Genomic DNA, 18,564 nt, shown 5'->3' on the forward strand with positions numbered 1-18,564 from the left:
GCCTGTTGTTTCCGCCAAGCAGCTATTTTCGCATGATCCCCCGATCGCAACACTTCAGGGATCATACGCCCTTCCCAATCATTGGGTCGGGTATAGTGCGGATATTCAAGCAATCCTTGTTCAAAGGACTCTTCGTCACCGCTGGAAGACGCGCCCATTACGCCGGGAAGCAGCCGAATGCAAGCGTCTAACAGCATCAACGCCCCAATTTCGCCGCCCGACAGGATGATGTCGCCCATTGAAACTTGCTCGATTTCAGGGTGGGCATCAAAAAGGCGCTCGTCAAAGCCCTCAAACCGGCCACAGAGAACGGTTACGCCGGGTCCAGCGGCCAGTTCACGGATGCGGGCTTGCGTGATTGGCTTTCCACGCGGCGTCATAGCAAGGATTGGAATAGTAGGATCCTTAGCAGCCGCATGTTCCACCGCCGCCGACAGAATATCCGCCCGCAATACCATCCCTGCCCCGCCGCCTGCGGGTGTATCATCAACGGTCCGATGCTTGTCCGTCGCAAAGTCGCGGATCTGAATAGGCGCACAAGACCATTTCCGCTCCTCCAGCGCCCGGCCAGCCAAGGATATCCCCAGCGGTCCGGGAAACATCTCGGGGTAGAGGGTGAGGATTTGGGCGTGGAAGGTCATCAAACCGTCCAATTCTCAACGATCAACCCCGGCACGTCGGCAAAGTGCTTTTCGTTATTGGTTACCAAAACGGCACCCAGCGCCAGCGCGTGGGCCGCAATTAAACGATCAAAGCTCCGCCTGTTAACGCCAACGCGCTGTACCAGCATCGCATAATGCTCGGCGGCGAGATGATCGAAATCCATAGTGCTCACGATCGTCAAGAAGCGTTCAGCTTTTTCTCGATCTCCTTCGGGATCGTTCGATTGTCTCGGCCCGACCAGAAGCTCTGCTGCGGTTATGGCAGAAACGCATAAACCTGATTTGAAGTTGTCTTTAACCCGTTGCCGCGCAATATCGCTGCGGCCATCGACAAAATCGATGCAGATATTGGTGTCAAGAAGATACAATCACGCCACCGACTTGTGGGACGACGTGTCCCAGACGCGATCATCTTGATCAATATTTCCTCGGCCATGTTTCATAAAGCCGGGCGACATGCTGCCATATAGGCTCATCAGAACCGTCAATGCTTCGGATTCTTTCCATATCGAAATGCGCCCGCTCTCATGGGGAAGAATGACGACGTCATCGCCTTCAACGAACCCAGCACCTTTCGGCAACCGCAGGGCGACAGAGTTGCCCGATTTGAATGCTTTGGTGGTCCATTGTCGCGCCATTACAACCTCCGTATATCAAGTCTGTATATACTAAATCACGAACGCCGCGTCAATGACGATACGTCCGTCGGCTTGGGCACCCCATTCGGGCACGGCATCTGCGGTCATAGGGGCCATGAACTTTTTGCCCGGCTTGCCGTCGGCAGAAGGCATCTGAATTTCAAGGACATCGCTTGCGCCGAAATTTTCGACGGCAACGCAAATGCCGAGGTCCGTCCCGTCGGTGGACACGCATGGCAGGCCTAACAGGTCGCTATAATAATATTCGCCCTCACCCAATGCCGGCAAAGCTTCGCGCGGGACGGTTAGCAGGGTGCTGCGCAGCTTCTCTGCGGCGTTGCGGTCGTTGATTTCGGCAAAGCGGGCGATTGCGCCGTCTTTGGTCGGGCGGAGCGACTTTACCGTGAGCGCCCCATCATTGAAGCTCTTGTGATGTTTCAAGCTGTCGAGGTTATCCGCAAACAGCTTAAGACGGACTTCACCCGTCACGCCATGCGCGCCGGAAACGGCGGCAAGCGTGACGGTGTGGTCGTTCCCCTCCCGCATGCGGGAGGGGTTAGGGGTGGGGCTCGCTATAGGCGAGCTTTCTGCTCTCGAGGATGGTAGCCCACCCCCGACCCCCCCCGCCTGCGGGAGGGGAGAAGGCATTTAGCCCTCAGCCTTTTCTTCAGTTGCTTCTTCAGCGGCTGGCACAGCTTCTTCAGCGGCAGGCGCTTCTTCAGCAGCAGCTTCGACAGGTGCGGCTTCTTCAGCGACAGGTGCTTCTTCAGCAGCAGCTTCGGCAGGTGCGGCTTCTTCAGCGACAGGTGCTTCTTCAGCAGCAGCTTCGGCAGGTGCAAATTCTTCAGCTACAGGTGCTTCTTCGGCAACGACTTCAGGCTCTGGCTCAGGTGCTGGAGCAGCGGCGGCTGCTGCGGCAGCTTCTTCAGCTTCGGCAAGCTTGGTTGCCTTGTCTTCTGCGCGATCCTTGGCTTTTTGGCCAGGCTCACCCTTGTTCGGGTTGGTTTTGACCTTGCGCTCTTTAACGCCAGCAAGGTCAAGGAAACGAGCAACGCGGTCCGATGGCTGTGCACCAGCCGCGAGCCAATGCTTCGCACGCTCAGCATCAAGGATCATGCGCTCAGCGCTGTCCTTGGGAAGCTGCGGGTTGTAGCTGCCGATACGCTCAATGAACTTCCCATCGCGCGGTGCACGGGCGTCGGCTACGACGATTTTATAATAAGGGCGCTTTTTCGAACCGCCCCGCGACAAACGCATTGATAATGCCATAAAACTAACTCACCTTTCTTAAAATACATAAACTAAAACAATATGTTATTTCTTTTTATTCAAAAGCCTTGCAAGGTCAGGCGGCATCCCGCCACCGCCGCTCATTCCGGGAAATCCACCCATGCCAGGTGGCATTGCGCCAGGGGGAAGGCCGTGCATCCCCTCCATCGCGCCGCCCAAATCTGCGCCGCCTTTGCCGCCACCGAACATCGCAGCAAGGCCCTTGAGGCCACCCATTTTCCGGATGCGTTTCATGGCATTTGCCATTTCCTGATGCATTTTAATCAGCTTGTTGACGTCTTGCACCGTCATGCCAGATCCTTTGGCAATGCGGATTTTACGCTTGGCGTTTAACAGTTCGGGCTTCGCGCGTTCTTTCGGTGTCATCGAACCGATGATGGCATCCATGTGTACAAGTAACTTATCGTTCATACCGCTGGCGTCCATCGCCTGCTTGGCCTTTTTCATGCCAGGCATCATGCCAGCTAACGCGCCGAGACCGCCCATCTTGGTCATTTGGCGAAATTGCATCCGCAGGTCGTCCATGTCGAACTGACCCTTGGCCATTTTGGCCGCGAGCTTCTCCGCGTCCTCTTTTTCGACCATTTCGGACGCACGTTCGACCAAGCCGACGACGTCGCCCATGCCAAGAATACGGCCAGCAACGCGGCTTGGGTTAAATGCCTCAATCGCATCCAGCTTCTCGCCGACACCTGCAAATTTGATTGGCTTACCCGTAATGGCGCGCATCGACAGTGCCGCACCGCCGCGCGCATCACCATCCATGCGAGTCAGCACGATACCGGTCAGATCAACGCGTTCGCCGAAGCTTTTGGCGACGTTGACCGCGTCTTGCCCGGTAAGCGAGTCCACCACCAGCAGAATTTCCTGCGGCACCGAAACCTTCGCCACCGCCTGCATTTCGTCCATCAGTTGCTGATCGACATTTAAACGACCAGCGGTGTCGAGGATAAGGACGTCAAAACCCTGTAACTTTGCCGCCTGCATAGCGCGCTTGGCAATATCGACAGGCATTTGCCCCTGAACGATGGGCAAGGTCGCGACGTCCGTCTGCGTACCAAGCGTGGCCAATTGCTCCTGCGCAGCCGGGCGATTGACGTCAAGCGACGCCATCAGGACCTTTTTACCGTGCTTCGCCTTCAACATCTTGGCGATTTTTGCAGTCGTGGTGGTTTTACCCGAACCCTGCAGACCAACCATCATGATAATCGCAGGCGGCGCAACGGCGAGGTTCAGGTCGCTTTGTTCAGCGCCCAACATTTCGACAAGCGCGTCGTTAACGATTTTGACGACTTGCTGGCCCGGTGTGACTGACTTCAACACTTGCGCGCCAACGGCTTGCTCGGTCACCTTGTCGATGAATTCACGGACGACAGGCAATGCAACGTCTGCCTCAAGCAAGGCAACGCGCACTTCGCGCATCGCCTCACGCACATCGGCTTCGTTCAACGCACCGCGACCGCGAAGGCGATCAAACACCCCTCCTAACCGGTCACTTAGCTTGTCAAACATCGACATTCCTTACCAAATCGCCCCATATGGCGCATAAACGAACAAAAAGCCGGTGAGCGAATCTTCGCCAACCAGCCTGGAAACTATGGATTTCCAACAAATATTGAATGACAGGGTTGCTGTCTTGCACTTGCTCTTACCAACACGCTTTCCAAAAAGCAAATCATTCCGTGTGGCAAGGGGCCCGATGACGATTAGCATGAGCGGTGGACACTCCGGCCTGTAGCCCCTAAATCGCCGTGGATGGCAAAAGGCGAATTTCACAAGATGCATGGGCTGGGTAATGACTTCGTCATTATTGATGCGCGCGCATGTCCGATGGAAATGCCCCCTGCCCGCGCGCGAGCGATTGCGGACCGGAAGACCGGTATTGGCTGTGACCAACTCATCCTTGTACTCACCTCCAAAGTTGCCGATGTCGCCATGCGCATTTTTAACGCAGATGGCAGTGAAGTCGAAGCGTGCGGCAATGCCTCGCGCTGCGTTGTTGCTTTGTTGAAGCAAGACCTGAAAATCGAAACAAAGGGCGGGATTATCTCCGGGCAATTGTCCGGCAACGACGTGACGGTTGCCATGGGCGACGCCAAGTTCGACTGGCAAGATATTCCGCTCGCTTTTGCCATGGACAGTGGCTCCCTGCCCCTTGCTTGGGAAGAATTGGAAAACCCCATGGCGGTCAACATGGGCAACCCGCATGCCGTGTTCTTTGTAAACGACACCGATGCGGTTAATCTCGTACAGCTTGGCCCAATCATTGAGCATGATGCCGCCTTTCCAGAACGCGTAAATGTCAATGTCGCGTCCATCGACGGCAATGAGATCCGCCTGAACGTATGGGAGCGCGGCGCTGGCCTTACGGGCGCGTGCGGCACAGGGGCCTGCGCTACGGCGGTTGCCGCGATCAGGCAAGGTAAGGTTCAGTCACCTGTTGTCGTCCACCAATCAGGTGGCAGCTTGACCATCGCTTGGACACCGGGAAACCCAGTTATCATGACGGGAAGCGCGACTTATGTCTTTACCGGACAGGCCGACTGGGATGATTTTGGATGAACACCCCGCTGCTAAAGCCTGAATTAATCAGCATGGGGTGCCGCCTTAACCTTGCCGAAAGCAATGCCTTAGCCGAGCAACTTGCAGGGCATGAAGACATTATCATCATTAACAGTTGCGCTGTAACCAATGAATCGGTCCGCCAAACGCGGCAAGCCATTCGACAAGCATATAAACGCCGCCCCGATGCCCGCTTATGGGTAACTGGCTGCGCCGCACAAGTGGAGCCAGAAACCTTTCAGAATATGCCCGAGGTTGCTGGTGTGTTCGGCAATCATGAGAAACAGAATGCCGCATTGCTGCGCGAGATAATCAATCGCCCGGACCGCCCGGTTGTTGTGTCGGACATCATGACAATTGCGCAAACCGCGCCACATCTTGTCACCGCTTACGCGGGCAAAACCCGTGCCTTTGTTGAGGTGCAAAATGGCTGCGACCATCGCTGCACCTTTTGCATCATACCCTATGGCCGGGGCAACAGCCGGTCTGTTCCGGCGGGTAGCGTTATCGAACATATTCAAAAGTTGGTGGACACTGGTTTTCAGGAGGTGGTGCTGACGGGCGTCGATGTCACCAGCTATGGCCATGATCTGCCGGGGCAACCAAATCTCGGCTCGCTAGTTGAGCGTATCTTGAAGCTTGTGCCAGACCTTCCGCGCCTGCGTCTTTCGTCCATCGACGGCGTAGAAATTGACGCGCGGCTGTTTGACCTGCTGACCAGCGAAGCGCGGGTCATGCCGCATGTCCATCTGTCATTGCAGGCAGGCGACAACATGATCCTGAAACGGATGAAGCGACGCCACAGCCGTGAACTGGCGATTGACCTTGTTGCGCGTTTGAAAGCAAAAAGGCCGGACATTGCCATTGGCGCCGATATCATCGCCGGTTTCCCGACCGAGGATGACGCCATGTTTGCCAACAGCGTCGACCTGGTGCGCCAATGCGGTATAGTCCATGGACATATATTTCCCTATTCGTCCAAAAAGGGCACACCAGCGGCGCGCATGCCGCAAGTGCCGCCCCAGATTATCAAGGCCCGCGCCAAAGCCCTGCGCGATGCAGTCGCCACCGAGAAAGCCGCTTGGATAAATGCGCTGATAGGGTCGATCCATAATGTTGCTGTCGAAAGCGGCGGATTGGCTGGTCACGCTGAAAATTTCGCGTATCTGAAGCTCAATAAGATGATGCCGGAAGGCCGTATCGTATCGGTCCGCGTCACGCACATCCAAGACGAAGTTTTACAGGCAGAGGTTATCGAATGAGCGAGAATGCTGGGTGGACGGACCGTTTGTTCGGCGGCCTAAAAAAAACGTCGGGTAAGCTGACCGAGAATATTGCGGGACTTGTCACCAAGGCGAAACTTGACGCAAGCGATCTCGACGAGATTGAGGATGCGTTAATTGCCTCCGACCTCGGCCCAGCCATGGCATCACAAATCCGCGACAAAATTGCCGCTGGCCGCTTTGACAAGGGCATTGATGCCGATGGCATAAGGCAGATCGTAGAAGATGAAATTGCCTCGGTCCTTGCGCCGGTCGCTTCCCCGCTGGAAATCGATGCCTTCCCTCGCCCGCAAGTCATTTTGGTGATTGGTGTTAATGGCTCAGGCAAGACGACGACAATCGCAAAGCTCGCCAACCTGTTTCTGGAGCAGGATTATGGCGTCATGCTAGCGGCGGGTGATACCTTTCGCGCTGCCGCCATTGGCCAATTGAAGATTTGGGCAGAGCGCATTGGCGTGCCGATTGTCACTGGCCCCGAAGGCGGCGATGCGGCTGGCGTCGTATTTGACGCTGTTAAAAAGGCTACAGTCGAAGGGATTGATGTCCTGATCGTCGATACCGCAGGCCGGTTGCAGAATAAGCGGGAGTTGATGGATGAACTCGCAAAAATCCGACGGGTCCTGGGCCGCCTAAATCCCGCCGCTCCGCATAATGTAGTCCTCGTACTTGACGCCACAACAGGTCAAAATGCGTTGTCGCAGATTGAAACCTTTAAGGAAGTTGCCGACGTGACTGGACTTGTGATGACAAAATTGGACGGCAGCGCGCGCGGCGGCATATTGGTCGCGGCAGCCAAGCAATTTGGACTCCCTATCCACGCCATTGGTGTAGGCGAATCCATTGATGATTTGCGGCCGTTCAATCCGCAAGATGTTGCCCGCGCCATTAGCGGCGGTTCGTTGTGAGCGAGGCCCCTCGAAAACAAAAGCCATCGGGCACGCTGAATTTTGTTCTCGATTTCGGGCCATTATTCTTGTTCTTTATCGCGTCAAAATTGGGCAGCTCCGATGCGGACCCGAAACAAGGCGCAATTGTTGGTACTGCGGCATTCATGGCCGCAATCATCGTCGCGGTGATCGTGTCAAAATTCAAGCTGGGCAAGATTTCGCCAATGTTAAAGCTAACGGCGGCCTTGGGGGTATTTTTCGGCGCATTAACGATCTGGTTCCACGATGAACGCTTTATCCAGATTAAGCCGACGATCATTTACACCTTTTTCGCGGTGCTTTTACTAGGTGGCTGGTTGCGCGGCAAAGCCATGCTGAAATATGTGCTTGAAGCCGCCTATCAGGGTCTGAGCGAAGCAGGCTGGTTGAAGCTATCTTTAAGCTGGGGCCTATTCTTCTTGGTGCTGGCGGGATTAAACGAGATTTTCCGTCGGCCCGAATGGTTTTCGTTTGATACTTGGCTTTCGATCAAAGTGTGGGGCGTCACCGCCCTCACCTTCCTATTTGCCTTGGCTAATATCCCCATGCTCATGCGTCATGGCTTAAAACTCAGCGATGATACCGAGCTTCCGCCAAAGGGATAAATGAATCTATTGTTCGGCGCGCGATGCGCCATTGCCGTCGAGATTTGCTGCAGACGCAGAAATTATGTGACAAGCTGCTATCACCCAGATAGTCAGCATGCCGTCAGGGGCAATATGACCTGAATGCCTACAGGAGGAAAAAATGGCGAAGTTTTTTGGAAATCTACATCTGGTGCTGGTCGCGGGGCTAGTGCTGTCATTGGCAGTAATGTTTGGCGTGCACGGCGACGGCGTTACGGCGCAAGCTATCACGCGCTGGCTACATACATTCTTCGGGATCGTCTGGATCGGATTATTATATTATTTCAACTTCGTACAAATTCCGACCATGCCAAAGGTGCCTGCGGAGCTTAAGCCTGGTATTTCAAAGCATATCGCGCCATCAGCGTTGTTCTTCTTTCGTTGGGGCGCAGCGCTGACTGTATTGTTCGGATTAATTATCGCCGTTCAAGCTGGCTACGCGCATCAAGCATTCACTCTGCAAGATCCTTACAAGCTGATCGGTATCGGCATGTGGCTTGCCGTTATCATGGCGTTCAACGTGTGGTTCATTATCTGGCCAAACCAGAAAAAGGCGCTGGGTATCGTTGAAGCGGATGACGCAACAAAGGCGAAGGCAGCGACCACAGCGATGATGACATCGCGCTTGAACACATTGCTGTCGATTCCGATGCTCTACACAATGGTGAGCTTTAACGGCGGCTAAATCCGGACATTTGGATTGCAAAGAAGGGGTGGCATATGCCGCCCCTTTTTTATCCCAACAGATCGTGTTTTTTTAACGTGTGGCGTAATTGGTCATAGCTGAGATTAAGTGCCTTGGCGGTCTGCCGCTGATTGTAGCGACATTTGGCGAGCGCTTGCTCCAACACCGCTTTTTCAAACTTCTCGGTCGCCTCGCGAAAATCCGTTACATCCAGCGTTTCACTAGGATCCATTGAATAACGCGTTTCGGCGGAGCTGTTCTGATTATCGGCTTGCACCTGCGCAGGGGCAGAAGCCGCCACCCCGCCCCGCCAAGGGCTGTCGAACGGGTCGAACTGAATATAATCGACGGGCTGTGCCGGGTCGGCCCAGCGATATATAGCGCGCTCTACAACATTGCGCAGCTCACGCACATTGCCCGGCCAAAAATGATTTTCCAACGCGCGGGTTGCAACTTCGCCAAATCCGGGCCAGCCCTCCCAACCCAATTCCGCAGCCATTTTGCGCCCATAATATTCAGACAGAACCTCAATATCACCTTCGCGCACACGCAGCGGCGGCAAGGTGATGACTTCAAAACATAAGCGGTCAAGCAAGTCGGCCCTAAACCGCCCCTTGTCGACCATATTGGGTAAATGTTCATTGGTTGCCGCCACGATGCGCACGTCAACGCGCATGGGACGGGATGAACCGATGCGCGTTACCTCGCCATATTCGACCGCGCGCAACAAGCGTTCCTGCGCGCCCATGCTCAAGGTACCAAGTTCATCGAGGAAAAGCGTTCCGCCATCAGCCTCTTCGAAGCGCCCTTCGCGTGCCCGCGTTGCGCCTGTAAACGCCCCAGCCTCATGCCCAAACAACTCAGCCTCAATAAGCGTTTCCGGCAAAGCAGCACAGTTTATCGTGACCAAAGGCCCATCCCAGCGCGCACTTAAGCGATGGAGACGCTCGGCAATCAATTCCTTGCCAGTCCCGCGCTCGCCTACAACCAATACAGGACGATTAAGCGGCGCGGCACGACTTGCACGCTCCACGGCATCCAAAAATGCGGTCGATTGACCAATGAATTGAACGCTGTCTCTATCCATTTTCAAATATTGGCATATTTCACCATAGAGTGGCAATAATTACTAGCACCTTGCACGTGTAAATTTTGAGAAACGGCAGAAATGCAACAAAAATGCGAATTGGCACGGTCCCTGCACTGTATCTTGCAAGCCAGCAAACACTGGCAAACAAAATTGGGAATAAACAAAATGCGCAAAGATATCGAAATAGGTAGTCATTCAAGCGAACAAGATAGCCGTCTCTGGTTAGCGGTCGCTTTGTCCTTCACGATGATCTTTAGCAGCTATGCTGTTTCGGTTCTGAACCACCGCAACGATGGCGAGGTCAGCGCGCGCACCCAACTGAATAGGTCAATCGTTGTCAGCTATCTTGCCTGATTTCGGTAACCTGCGACCGGAGTGCCCCAGCTCCCCCTCCCCCGCCGAAAGGCATCCGGTCGCCACCTTTTTGAATGAAGTCGCCAATATACATTATCGGAGTTACCCCATGGGCATATTTTCACGAACCCGCGATATCATCGCTGCCAATGTGACCGACCTTCTCGACAAGTCGCAGGACCCAGCCAAAATGATCCGTATGATCATATTGGAAATGGAAGAAACACTGGTCGAGGTCCGGGCGTCTGCGGCGCGCACCATTGCAGACCAGAAAGAACTGCGTCGCCATATTGACAAGCTGAACACGCTTGAAACAGATTGGACAGACAAAGCCCATCTGGCGCTGTCAAAGGGTCGTGAAGACCTTGCCAAGGCGGCCTTATTGGAAAAGCGCAAGGCGACGGACATGAAGGAGCAATTGACCGCGGAGGTCGATGTTCTGAACGATGCGCTCAAGGCCTCCGAGCAGGATATTCACAAGTTGCAGAAAAAGCTGGCCGACGCGCGCAGCCGCCAAAATGCACTGATGACACGTTTGGAAAGCGCCGAAAACCAAGTCAAGCTGCGCACCATGTACAATGGCGACAAGGTCCGCGAGGCATTTTCACGCTTTGATGTCCTCGAACGCCGCGTCGATGAAGCACAAGGTTATGCGGACTCTCTGTCTATCGGGTCAGAAGCGCCACGCACTTTGGGTGACGAAATCGCTGCGCTTGAAAGCTTCGATGTCGTCGATGCCGAGCTGGAAGAAATGAAAAAGGCCATGAAGGCCGACCAGAAAAAGGAAGCCTGAGCCATGGAAGACGTACTCGTTCCGATTATGGTCATGGGGATATTGTTTGTAGCTCTCCCATGGCTTGTACTGCATTATGTGACGCGTTGGAAAACCGCGGCGACGCTGACAAATGATGATGAGCGTATGCTTGGCGATATGCATGAACTGGCGCGCCGGTTGGAAGATCGCCTGGACACCGTAGAACGCTTGGTTGCACAGGAAAATCCAAATTGGCAACCGCGCCGCATGGACCTCGATGCGCCAAAATTTGACCCCGAAAATGCACGCAAGCTGGAAAGGAACCGCTGAAATGTCAGGGAAACACACCAAATTTTACCTCGATAAGCAAAATGCCAAATGGAAGGGCGTCTGTGCCGGAATTGCGGACTATACTGGCGTTGATGTTCTCTGGGTGCGTCTAGGTACCGTGATGCTGACGCTGATGGGCGGCTTCCCCTGGACGCTGATCGCTTATGTCATCACGGCTTGGATGGCCCATCAAAAGCCCGTGCATCTGTACACCGACGACCGTGAAGAGCAGAAATTTTGGCAAGGCGTGCGTCAATCCCCTGCCCGCACCACCCGCGACATTCGTTCGCGTTTTCGCGAAATCGACCATCGCTTGGCCGAAATGGAAACTTATTATGTCAGCAACAATAAGCAGCTGGCCGACGAGATAGAAAGCTTACGTTAACCAGGGGCTTATATAGGGAATAATATATGTTCACGCTCATCATTCTTGGCCTGATTGGTTGGTTTGCCTACCGCCATTTTGCGCAGAAAAAGCGTCAGGCCGACCGCCGCAATTGGGGTGTTGACTATCGCGATACGCCCATTTGCCCCATGACCCGCCGTCTGCCTTGGAGGGATTTATAATGCACTTTGGTGGACCAAATTTCGTCATCGCCATTGTTGCGCTGATGACGGTCGGTTGGCTGGTCAACAACTGGATCCGCGCCAAACATGGCTATCCTTTGGAAGATGAATGGGGCGGCAAGTCCGCGCTGACCGATGGTGACTATCCCGAAGCCGAACGCAAAATCATGCTTTTGAGCAACGACAATGAAGCACTTAATGGCAAAATCGGCCGCCTAGAAGAACGCGTGGCGGTGCTCGAACGGATTGTAACTGATAAGGCTGGACGCTTGTCTGAAGAAATAGAAGCCCTTCGCGGGCCAAGCAATTAAGCGGTTTTATAAACCGCACCACTTGGGAATTTGAGGAGGACTTTATGGGCCCGTTTGAAATGGTCGTTGCGATCATATTAATCGTCACTGTTGGCAAGATCATCCAGACAAAACAAAAAACCAAGCATGGCATAGTTGAGGATCAAGACTTTTTGGGTACCAAAACCCATCGTCTGCTGAACAGCGCGGAAACGCAGCAGATGCAAGACGAGATTAAGGCGCTGAAAGAACGTATTCAGGTACTGGAACGCATTGCCACCGAGAGTAATAGCGCCAACGATCTTAACCGTCAGATTGAGGAACTGCGCAGCCGGTAACGGCGCGCGGCGCGAAAGGAAGGAACCATGGAACAGGATCCCAATTTCTACATCATCATCGGCGCTTTTGCGGTGCTGTCCGTCGGGATTGTCTCTTCGCTGGGCTTGCGTGGATGGCGCGATTGGCTTGCGCTGAAGCATGCCGAGTTAGACATTGCCCGCCGCAGCAGCGACGCTCCAGTGCCATCAGCAACATCGCGTATCGAAGTCGCTGATTTAAAAGAACGCGTCAAAAAGCTTGAGGCTATCGCGGCAGGGATTGATATCTAACCCCCGCAGCCATATGCGGGTGGCCATGACCACACTCACCGATATCCAAGAGGAATATGAATTCCTCGAAGCCGACGACCGTTATCGTTTGTTGATCGATCTTGGCCGCGAACTGGCACCCATGCCGGATGCGCTGAAAACCGATGCGACATTGGTTCGGGGTTGCTCGGCAAGTGTCTGGGTGTATCCGGTCACGGACAAAAACCAGCTTTCGTTTATGGCGGATAGCAATGCCGCGATTACTAAGGGCATCATCGCACTTGTGCTCAAAACGGTGGATGGCAAAAACGCCGCCGACATTTTGGATACCGATATTGAAAATGCCCTCGCCCCGTTTGACCTGAAGAACCAACTCAGTTCAAACCGGACGCAGGGCATTCCCAATATGATTGCCCTCATCCGCGAAACTGCCGCGCGTTATGCCATCTGAGCTGGCCGGACGCCCAGCCAAAGCGCAAAGGCCGGAAGGCGGGGCAGCAGCAACCGGTCAAACAGCCACAAAGCCAGCAGTGAAACCGCAAGCAATGGCAACAATATGGCCATTACAGCGATGATCACGACCACGCCGCGTATTTTCTGCGGCAGTGCTGGGGCAATAGGCGCCCCAAGCGCGTCAACGGGCTTATGCCGTCGCCACATCATAAAGCCCGATATAACCAAAGTGATCAGGCCCAACGCGGTCAACACACCAACAAGCTGATTGATCCAGCCAAAAAGCTGGCCCTCATGCCATGCAATTCCATAATTCACAGCGCGGTCAATGACATGCTTGTCCGCAAAGCCCGTTCGCGACATCTCCTTGCCTGTCGCAACATCAAAGCTAATGCTGCGGTTTAGTGGCCGGTTTTGCGCCTCTGACTTAATCGTCCACGCCATGGGTGTCGGTGGACCAAAACGCTCCGGCGCGCCCGGCGGTTTCACGAAAACCGGATGCGGCAGCTTTTCCAGTTTTGCCTTGGCCACCATGTCGGCGAGGCCAATAAGCGGTATCCCGGCAGCCTGCATTTTCATCATGGCGTCATGATCATGCTCGGCATGTGGAGCATTCCTGCCTGTTTTCCAGTCTTGCGTGCCTTGAACGAGGCCAAGCTCCGCCCTTGCCAAGCGAAAGGCATCGCCCCAGACACTTGCCCATGGCAGCCCCGTGATCAGCAAAACAAGTGCGAGGCCAGAAACCCAAAAGCCAGTCACTGCATGAAGGTCGCGCAGGAATACACGCTTACCCTTGCCAAGCCTGGGCCACACAACGCCAAGAAGCCCCTGCCCGCGCGGCCACCACATATATAGGCCGGTCAGGATCATCACTATGGCCCAACAGGCCGCAAGTTCAACAATCCAATCCCCCATTTTGCCGATCAAAAGCGAACCATGAATGTGCGCAACCGTTGCGGAAATGCGGCTTTCAGGGTCAACACTCCCTAAAACCTTGCCCTGCGGTGACACATAGACGTCCCGCATGGACTGGCCATCGGCGAGCCCGAGATGAATCACGGCGGCGTCCCCGTCCCGCGCGGGCAACCGATAGCTATGGAACTGCGCACCCGGATTAATGTCCATGACCGCGGCCAGTTGTGCGTTGGGGGACACGGCCCCATGGGTCGAAAGATTGCTAAATGCGCGTTCCTCCCAACGGTCCAATTGCGGCTTGAACAGATAGATTGCGCCTGTTGTCGCCAGCACAAGAACAAGCGGCATGACGAACAAAGAGGCATAAAAATGCCAACGCCAAATTGTGCGGTAGATTGATGTATTTTCCATGCCCTACCTCCTAAAACCGCATCCGAACGCCGCCATAAGTGGCCCGACGTTCAACCGGATAATAAATGGCCGAAGCTGGCGTCGCCAATATTGCTGCTGACACGTCACCAATGGCTTTCACGCCTGTCAGGTTTCGCGCATCGACGAATACATCAACACCATTTCTGATGCGGGCACCGACAGATACGCCCAACAGGGTATAGCCTGTATTACGGGCTGTGTTCCGATAATCCGCCCAAGCACCTTGGGGCACCCATTCCACATTTGGCGAAATATGAAGGTCATCGCCGCCCAGCCGAAGCTCAGACCGCAGGACGTGGACTGGAACGACTGGCAATCGGCGGTTCCCATATTGGGCATCACCCACAAATCTAAAGTCCGAATATTGCCAAATTTGCCGGAAGCGCAGCCAATTGGTCGGCGCGGCGCTGAACGCAGCTTCAACGCCCTGATGACGCGTCTTGTTCGCGTTAAAGGTTGCTGCGGGAATGTCCGGCCCGACGGTAAACTGAAGCATCTCCCGTTTGATATTGGCGCGATAAACCGCCACATCCCAGCTTACCCCGCCCAATTCCCCACGCGTTCCAAATTCCGAGGTCCACGCGACTTGTGCACGCACCGGAACAAAGGCGGCAATTTGTGCCAGTTCAACAAAGGTCGGGAATTCGGCCGATTTGCTGTGGTTCGCAAAAAACTGGATTTCAGTTGCAGGTTCCCAAAGCACACCCATTTTTGGTGACACCGCATCAAACGATGCCTGCGCCGTCACCGCTATGGGCACAATTTGCGATTGTTTGCGAAACCCATCGGCGTAGATAACGCCAGCGATAAGGGTTAGCTTTTCGATTGGACTGACCCTGATTTCACCATAGATGTTGGTCGTGCGCGCTGTCTGATCAGCGTCGAATGTCATCGCGCCACGTTTGCCGCTCAGGTTCACGAAACGCTTTGCGTCAATGGTCCCCCAACGTGATTCAACTCCCAATGTAACACTCCACAGTTCGCCTGCGAGGTCGTAGCGGGCGAACACGCCGCGATCCATCGACACCTGATCCACCACTTGGAAAATCGGGTGATATAATTCCTTGGAATTTAAAAAGGCCCCGACATCCAAATAGCTATTGCCCAAGTCGAAGCGAGTCCGGTTCTGGATACGGATGGAATCGATATCGCGGGCCTGATCACCAATGAAATTGCCACTGCGCGGGGCAGTCAATGCCGTTGCACGAGTCATCGCGCCCGGTAACTCTTGATCCAATGTCGTCATACTGCCGTAAAATCGCGTCGATATAATGCCCGAGACGCGCAAGCCGACATTGCCGTTGAACCGAATGGAATCCCGCCGCGCATGTTGGCGATCCCCCTTATGGCTATCCGCGCTAATCGCGGCCCAGGCGTTGGCGTTTTGGTCACCTGCGCCGAACGATGCCAAGCCCCGATAAAAATCAAAGCTGCCGACGTCACCGCGCAGGTATAGCCCCGGGGCATTATCCCCCGTTGGTGTCACACCGTTAACTGCGCCGCCCAGCGTTCCGGAACCGAACCTCAACGCGTTTGCGCCACGATATACCTCCAAATGATCGAAGAATATCGGTTCAAGTTCCTGAAAGTCACCATTGTCATCGGCAAGGTTGATGGGAATGCCGTCCTGCAATAACGTCAACCCGCGCATGTGAAACCCGCGCGACAAGCCAGAACCGCGAATGGAAATGCGGATTTCCTGTCCAAAGCGTGGTTGCGTATATACGCCGGGGGAAAAGGCCAATGTATCGCGCAACGATACGACCGTCTTGTCGGCATAATCCTGATGACTGACAATGTCGGTACCACCTGCGGTTTTCTGTGCGATTACTTCGGCTTGGTCGGCCGCCGCGCGACCGGTGACAATGATTGTGGCATCCGCAGCATCTTCAGCGGCGGCGGGGGTAATGATTGCACAAAAGATGCACGCCGTAGTGGCGCGCAAAATGGATAAAAATTTCATGGTAGTTTCCTAAATCTAAACGGAAAATGGGCCGCAAAGCAGCCCTTTGGTTTAGATATAAGAAGGTGGCCCAATGGCCGGAGGTGGCGGCGCGGCTAAGCCAGCGCCAACCGATACTTCGCGCTTGGCAAAAACGGGTATCGCCCGCGCAACAGGGGCCATATCAATTTGCAAGGCGGCCGCCGGAAAATCCGCCGTTATTGCTGCCCCTGCAAAAGCACAAGGTTGGTGTTCAACCGATTTGCCTTTTGATGGATCTTCCTTGTGCAGCTTGCCCGATTTATCCATCCAGACGGTTTGGGTATCCATCCCCGCACAGATGGTCAGCGCAAAGCTGCGCTCGGCAGATGGCATAAAACCGGCAGGAATAATGACACGCATGGCAAGCGCCAACACTATGAATGCGGCGGCAAGACTGCGGATAAGCGACAATGTCCGAATCACTCAGGCGCTATGCGCTTGCGATTTCGGCCACGCAAGGTGCTACCCCTTCCACGCACGGCGTTCTTCGGCAACGCGCAGGACGTCATACGCCGCCTGGCCTGCCTGAAACGCCTTTGCCGCATTGGTGTTGCCGGGATTCACGTCAGGATGCGTTTCCTTGGCAATCTTGCGCCACGCCTTTTTCGCGTCCTCAAACGTAGAATCGCTTTCGAGGCCTAAGATATCAAGCGCATGCATTTCATCGCGGCTTCGGCTGCCATCGCCGGACCCTGCCCAGCCATAATGCGCGGATTCCTTATAGCCTGAAGAATCCCGGCGCTCATTAGCCTCACGCTCGTCGGCTTCCTCCTTGGTCAGCCCCTCAAAATAGTCATAACCGCGATTATACTCGCCCGCATGCTCTTCACAGAACATCCAGCGGTCGGGATTGTTTGGAGATTTTGGCGCGGGGCAGTTTCCAGCCTTGTTGCAGCCATATCGGTCACACAGGCGCACCTGCTGCGCCTCGCTGCTGCTGCCATAGCCGCGCCAGCGGGGAAAACCCCAGTCATTTCGTCGCGTAGTTCGCACCATGCCGCCGACTTAGCGGCGAGATACGCATTTTGCTAGGGGCGTAAACGCAATTTATGCGCCGGACAGCGTGCCGCCCATCATCGGATTGCCAAAGAACGTTGAATATAGCAGCCCCGCGACGATGCCAGATATGACGAGTGTGAGAACAACATAGATGAGCACGATGACCACCGTAAAGCCGGCAATTTTTTCCTTTGGAACGCCGAGTACGGGATTTAGACCAAGGTAAATCAGGTAAACCACATACGCAATGGCAGCAAAGGACAGTAACGCCCCCAAAAAGGGAATCCAGCTCACCAACGCCACGACCCAACTCGGCGTGCTGGCGTACGTCATCAACTTCATGGCCTGCACATTGTCCGAAGTGCCGTTAAAGCTTGGCGACACGAGCTTAACGATAGTTGCCATCAGAAACAGTGTAACCAGTGACAAGACGAAGCTGACGACGGCCATGCCCGCTATGGCCGTTATCCCCATTGACATGATGCCACCGCCAAGTCCCATCATGTCAGCGGCAGAAATACCCAATAATCCGGTAAATAATATCGCAGAGACCAATGGTATCAGCGCCAAAGGCATTGCGTAGCTCGTAAAGAGCCTGCCAATAGTTGCTGGCTCGGCAGCAATGACATTCCATTCATCCGCTGGTTTGAAGATGATATTCTTGGCGCGTTCCACAATCGACATTGACTTAGCCCTCCAGAATTAGCTTGGCATGGAACTGAACATAATGGCGCCAATATGTAAACATTGACGTTCGCGTCAACTCGCGAACGTGCGCGCATGGGGTAAAAAGCCAGAGGGTCTGTAAGCCGGGTTCTGTCCTCCACCTTCGCTAAAGCTTCGGCGGATGTGCGACCATTCATCTAGGCGACGCATTGCTGCGGCACTCATGCAACCAACCCGGGCGACTGGCAGGAGGATGCCATATGCCGCCCCTATTCGGTTTTGCTCCCGGTGGGGTTTGCCCTGCCATTTCTGTTACCAGAAACGCGGTGCGCTCTTACCGCACCGTTTCGACCTGGCCGCATCGAAATGCGGTGGACTATTTTCTGTGGCACTTTCCCTAAAATTGCTTTCGCCGGACGTTATCCGGCACCGTTCCTCGCTGGAGCCCGGACTTTCCTCCCCTTAGCAGTT

The 18,564-nt window shown here is 54.6% G+C and carries 26 protein-coding genes and 1 other RNA gene; 14 read left to right on the forward strand and 13 right to left on the reverse strand.

Features of this window, described 5'->3' with window-relative positions:
- The 6 genes from trmD to ffh all read right to left on the reverse strand — a co-directional run.
- On the reverse strand, positions 1-641 hold a 641-nt coding region (gene trmD / locus Q0N43_RS10865), incomplete at its 3' end, for a tRNA (guanosine(37)-N1)-methyltransferase TrmD (RefSeq protein WP_295446255.1).
- The gene (locus tag Q0N43_RS10870) at positions 641-1,030 is read right to left on the reverse strand and encodes a type II toxin-antitoxin system VapC family toxin (RefSeq protein WP_295446257.1); all 390 of its coding nucleotides are present in this window, start codon (positions 1,028-1,030) and stop codon (positions 641-643) included. The genes trmD and Q0N43_RS10870, both read right to left, overlap by 1 nt.
- On the reverse strand, positions 1,031-1,300 hold the full coding sequence (locus Q0N43_RS10875) for an AbrB family transcriptional regulator (RefSeq protein WP_295446259.1): 270 nt from the start codon (positions 1,298-1,300) through the stop codon (positions 1,031-1,033).
- 30 nt (positions 1,301-1,330) lie between these two features.
- On the reverse strand, positions 1,331-1,846 hold the full coding sequence (rimM, locus tag Q0N43_RS10880; protein ID WP_295446261.1) for a ribosome maturation factor RimM: 516 nt from the start codon (positions 1,844-1,846) through the stop codon (positions 1,331-1,333).
- Positions 1,847-1,948: 102 nt separating this feature from the next.
- On the reverse strand, positions 1,949-2,569 hold the full coding sequence (gene rpsP, locus Q0N43_RS10885) for a 30S ribosomal protein S16 (protein ID WP_295446263.1): 621 nt from the start codon (positions 2,567-2,569) through the stop codon (positions 1,949-1,951).
- Between the two features lie 45 nt (positions 2,570-2,614).
- Positions 2,615-4,102 (reverse strand): signal recognition particle protein, encoded by a 1,488-nt coding sequence (gene ffh / locus Q0N43_RS10890; protein WP_295446265.1) that lies wholly within the window; start codon positions 4,100-4,102, stop codon positions 2,615-2,617.
- A 243-nt stretch (positions 4,103-4,345) separates the two neighbouring features.
- Between ffh and dapF the strand changes: the two genes are divergently transcribed.
- From dapF to Q0N43_RS10915, 5 genes are all read left to right on the forward strand, one after another.
- The gene (gene dapF / locus Q0N43_RS10895) at positions 4,346-5,152 is read left to right on the forward strand and encodes a diaminopimelate epimerase (RefSeq protein ID WP_295446267.1); all 807 of its coding nucleotides are present in this window, start codon (positions 4,346-4,348) and stop codon (positions 5,150-5,152) included.
- 8 nt (positions 5,153-5,160) lie between these two features.
- Positions 5,161-6,414, forward strand: coding sequence for a tRNA (N(6)-L-threonylcarbamoyladenosine(37)-C(2))-methylthiotransferase MtaB (gene mtaB, locus Q0N43_RS10900; protein WP_295446305.1), 1,254 nt, complete (start codon positions 5,161-5,163; stop codon positions 6,412-6,414).
- On the forward strand, positions 6,411-7,340 hold the full coding sequence (ftsY, locus tag Q0N43_RS10905; protein WP_295446270.1) for a signal recognition particle-docking protein FtsY: 930 nt from the start codon (positions 6,411-6,413) through the stop codon (positions 7,338-7,340). The genes mtaB and ftsY overlap by 4 nt, the downstream gene beginning before the upstream one ends.
- Positions 7,337-7,966, forward strand: coding sequence for an inner membrane-spanning protein YciB (locus Q0N43_RS10910; RefSeq protein WP_295446272.1), 630 nt, complete (start codon positions 7,337-7,339; stop codon positions 7,964-7,966). The genes ftsY and Q0N43_RS10910 overlap by 4 nt, the downstream gene beginning before the upstream one ends.
- 142 nt (positions 7,967-8,108) lie before the next feature.
- On the forward strand, positions 8,109-8,672 hold the full coding sequence (locus Q0N43_RS10915) for a urate hydroxylase PuuD (protein WP_295446274.1): 564 nt from the start codon (positions 8,109-8,111) through the stop codon (positions 8,670-8,672).
- Positions 8,673-8,721: 49 nt separating this feature from the next.
- Here the strand turns inward: Q0N43_RS10915 and pspF are convergent, their stop codons facing one another.
- Positions 8,722-9,759 carry a phage shock protein operon transcriptional activator gene (pspF, locus tag Q0N43_RS10920; RefSeq protein WP_295446276.1) on the reverse strand — a complete coding sequence of 346 codons (1,038 nt, stop codon included), beginning with the start codon at positions 9,757-9,759 and terminating at the stop codon, positions 8,722-8,724.
- A gap of 168 nt (positions 9,760-9,927) precedes the next feature.
- Between pspF and Q0N43_RS10925 the strand changes: the two genes are divergently transcribed.
- The 9 genes from Q0N43_RS10925 to Q0N43_RS10965 all read left to right on the forward strand — a co-directional run bounded on the left by Q0N43_RS10925 (position 9,928) and on the right by Q0N43_RS10965 (position 13,095).
- On the forward strand, positions 9,928-10,116 hold the full coding sequence (locus tag Q0N43_RS10925) for a hypothetical protein (protein ID WP_295446277.1): 189 nt from the start codon (positions 9,928-9,930) through the stop codon (positions 10,114-10,116).
- Positions 10,117-10,225: 109 nt separating this feature from the next.
- A complete protein-coding gene (pspA, locus tag Q0N43_RS10930) occupies positions 10,226-10,909 on the forward strand; it encodes a phage shock protein PspA (protein ID WP_295446279.1) in 684 nt (227 codons plus the stop codon).
- Between the two features lie 3 nt (positions 10,910-10,912).
- Positions 10,913-11,200, forward strand: coding sequence for an envelope stress response membrane protein PspB (gene pspB, locus Q0N43_RS10935; protein ID WP_295446281.1), 288 nt, complete (start codon positions 10,913-10,915; stop codon positions 11,198-11,200).
- Between the two features lies 1 nt (position 11,201).
- The gene (gene pspC, locus Q0N43_RS10940; protein ID WP_295446283.1) at positions 11,202-11,585 is read left to right on the forward strand and encodes an envelope stress response membrane protein PspC; all 384 of its coding nucleotides are present in this window, start codon (positions 11,202-11,204) and stop codon (positions 11,583-11,585) included.
- Between the two features lie 26 nt (positions 11,586-11,611).
- Positions 11,612-11,767 carry a hypothetical protein gene (locus tag Q0N43_RS10945; protein ID WP_295446285.1) on the forward strand — a complete coding sequence of 52 codons (156 nt, stop codon included), beginning with the start codon at positions 11,612-11,614 and terminating at the stop codon, positions 11,765-11,767.
- Positions 11,767-12,078 carry a hypothetical protein gene (locus tag Q0N43_RS10950; protein WP_295446287.1) on the forward strand — a complete coding sequence of 104 codons (312 nt, stop codon included), beginning with the start codon at positions 11,767-11,769 and terminating at the stop codon, positions 12,076-12,078. The genes Q0N43_RS10945 and Q0N43_RS10950 overlap by 1 nt, the downstream gene beginning before the upstream one ends.
- A gap of 44 nt (positions 12,079-12,122) precedes the next feature.
- A complete protein-coding gene (locus Q0N43_RS10955; RefSeq protein ID WP_295446289.1) occupies positions 12,123-12,395 on the forward strand; it encodes a hypothetical protein in 273 nt (90 codons plus the stop codon).
- 27 nt (positions 12,396-12,422) lie between these two features.
- Positions 12,423-12,665: a hypothetical protein gene (locus Q0N43_RS10960; protein ID WP_295446291.1), complete on the forward strand. Its 243-nt coding sequence runs from the start codon at positions 12,423-12,425 to the stop codon at positions 12,663-12,665.
- A 25-nt stretch (positions 12,666-12,690) separates the two neighbouring features.
- Entirely contained in the window at positions 12,691-13,095 is a 405-nt protein-coding gene (locus tag Q0N43_RS10965) for a SufE family protein (RefSeq protein ID WP_295446293.1), read from the forward strand.
- Here Q0N43_RS10965 and Q0N43_RS10970 read toward each other — a convergent pair.
- The 6 genes from Q0N43_RS10970 to rnpB all read right to left on the reverse strand — a co-directional run.
- Positions 13,083-14,423 (reverse strand): PepSY domain-containing protein, encoded by a 1,341-nt coding sequence (locus Q0N43_RS10970; protein ID WP_295446295.1) that lies wholly within the window; start codon positions 14,421-14,423, stop codon positions 13,083-13,085. The genes Q0N43_RS10965 and Q0N43_RS10970 overlap by 13 nt on opposite strands.
- 10 nt (positions 14,424-14,433) lie before the next feature.
- Entirely contained in the window at positions 14,434-16,407 is a 1,974-nt protein-coding gene (locus Q0N43_RS10975; protein WP_295446297.1) for a TonB-dependent receptor, read from the reverse strand.
- Between the two features lie 51 nt (positions 16,408-16,458).
- Positions 16,459-16,851, reverse strand: coding sequence for a hypothetical protein (locus Q0N43_RS10980; protein WP_295446299.1), 393 nt, complete (start codon positions 16,849-16,851; stop codon positions 16,459-16,461).
- A gap of 39 nt (positions 16,852-16,890) precedes the next feature.
- Positions 16,891-17,424 (reverse strand): J domain-containing protein, encoded by a 534-nt coding sequence (locus tag Q0N43_RS10985; protein ID WP_295446301.1) that lies wholly within the window; start codon positions 17,422-17,424, stop codon positions 16,891-16,893.
- Between the two features lie 51 nt (positions 17,425-17,475).
- Entirely contained in the window at positions 17,476-18,111 is a 636-nt protein-coding gene (locus Q0N43_RS10990) for a Yip1 family protein (RefSeq protein ID WP_295446303.1), read from the reverse strand.
- A gap of 105 nt (positions 18,112-18,216) precedes the next feature.
- An RNA gene (gene rnpB, locus Q0N43_RS10995) (RNase P RNA component class A) lies at positions 18,217-18,564 on the reverse strand; the annotation flags it as partial.

The sequence above is a fragment of the Sphingorhabdus sp. EL138 genome, from assembly GCF_945882965.1.
Taxonomy (GTDB): Bacteria; Pseudomonadota; Alphaproteobacteria; order Sphingomonadales; family Sphingomonadaceae; genus Sphingorhabdus_B.

Bases quoted from the DNA above. Each gene is read 5' to 3' on its own strand.
- Q0N43_RS10875 (WP_295446259.1), bottom strand. From the start codon at position 1,300: ATGGCGCGACAATGGACCACCAAAGCATTCAAATCGGGCAACTCTGTC.
- rimM (WP_295446261.1), bottom strand. From the start codon at position 1,846: ATGCGGGAGGGGAACGACCACACCGTCACGCTTGCCGCCGTTTCCGGC.
- rpsP (WP_295446263.1), bottom strand. From the start codon at position 2,569: ATGGCATTATCAATGCGTTTGTCGCGGGGCGGTTCGAAAAAGCGCCCT.
- ffh (WP_295446265.1), bottom strand. From the start codon at position 4,102: ATGTTTGACAAGCTAAGTGACCGGTTAGGAGGGGTGTTTGATCGCCTT.
- dapF (WP_295446267.1), top strand. From the start codon at position 4,346: ATGGCAAAAGGCGAATTTCACAAGATGCATGGGCTGGGTAATGACTTC.
- ftsY (WP_295446270.1), top strand. From the start codon at position 6,411: ATGAGCGAGAATGCTGGGTGGACGGACCGTTTGTTCGGCGGCCTAAAA.
- Q0N43_RS10915 (WP_295446274.1), top strand. From the start codon at position 8,109: ATGGCGAAGTTTTTTGGAAATCTACATCTGGTGCTGGTCGCGGGGCTA.
- pspF (WP_295446276.1), bottom strand. From the start codon at position 9,759: ATGGATAGAGACAGCGTTCAATTCATTGGTCAATCGACCGCATTTTTG.
- Q0N43_RS10925 (WP_295446277.1), top strand. From the start codon at position 9,928: ATGCGCAAAGATATCGAAATAGGTAGTCATTCAAGCGAACAAGATAGC.
- pspA (WP_295446279.1), top strand. From the start codon at position 10,226: ATGGGCATATTTTCACGAACCCGCGATATCATCGCTGCCAATGTGACC.
- pspB (WP_295446281.1), top strand. From the start codon at position 10,913: ATGGAAGACGTACTCGTTCCGATTATGGTCATGGGGATATTGTTTGTA.
- pspC (WP_295446283.1), top strand. From the start codon at position 11,202: ATGTCAGGGAAACACACCAAATTTTACCTCGATAAGCAAAATGCCAAA.
- Q0N43_RS10945 (WP_295446285.1), top strand. From the start codon at position 11,612: ATGTTCACGCTCATCATTCTTGGCCTGATTGGTTGGTTTGCCTACCGC.
- Q0N43_RS10950 (WP_295446287.1), top strand. From the start codon at position 11,767: ATGCACTTTGGTGGACCAAATTTCGTCATCGCCATTGTTGCGCTGATG.
- Q0N43_RS10955 (WP_295446289.1), top strand. From the start codon at position 12,123: ATGGGCCCGTTTGAAATGGTCGTTGCGATCATATTAATCGTCACTGTT.
- Q0N43_RS10960 (WP_295446291.1), top strand. From the start codon at position 12,423: ATGGAACAGGATCCCAATTTCTACATCATCATCGGCGCTTTTGCGGTG.
- Q0N43_RS10965 (WP_295446293.1), top strand. From the start codon at position 12,691: ATGACCACACTCACCGATATCCAAGAGGAATATGAATTCCTCGAAGCC.
- Q0N43_RS10970 (WP_295446295.1), bottom strand. From the start codon at position 14,423: ATGGAAAATACATCAATCTACCGCACAATTTGGCGTTGGCATTTTTAT.
- Q0N43_RS10975 (WP_295446297.1), bottom strand. From the start codon at position 16,407: ATGAAATTTTTATCCATTTTGCGCGCCACTACGGCGTGCATCTTTTGT.
- Q0N43_RS10985 (WP_295446301.1), bottom strand. From the start codon at position 17,424: ATGGTGCGAACTACGCGACGAAATGACTGGGGTTTTCCCCGCTGGCGC.
- Q0N43_RS10990 (WP_295446303.1), bottom strand. From the start codon at position 18,111: ATGTCGATTGTGGAACGCGCCAAGAATATCATCTTCAAACCAGCGGAT.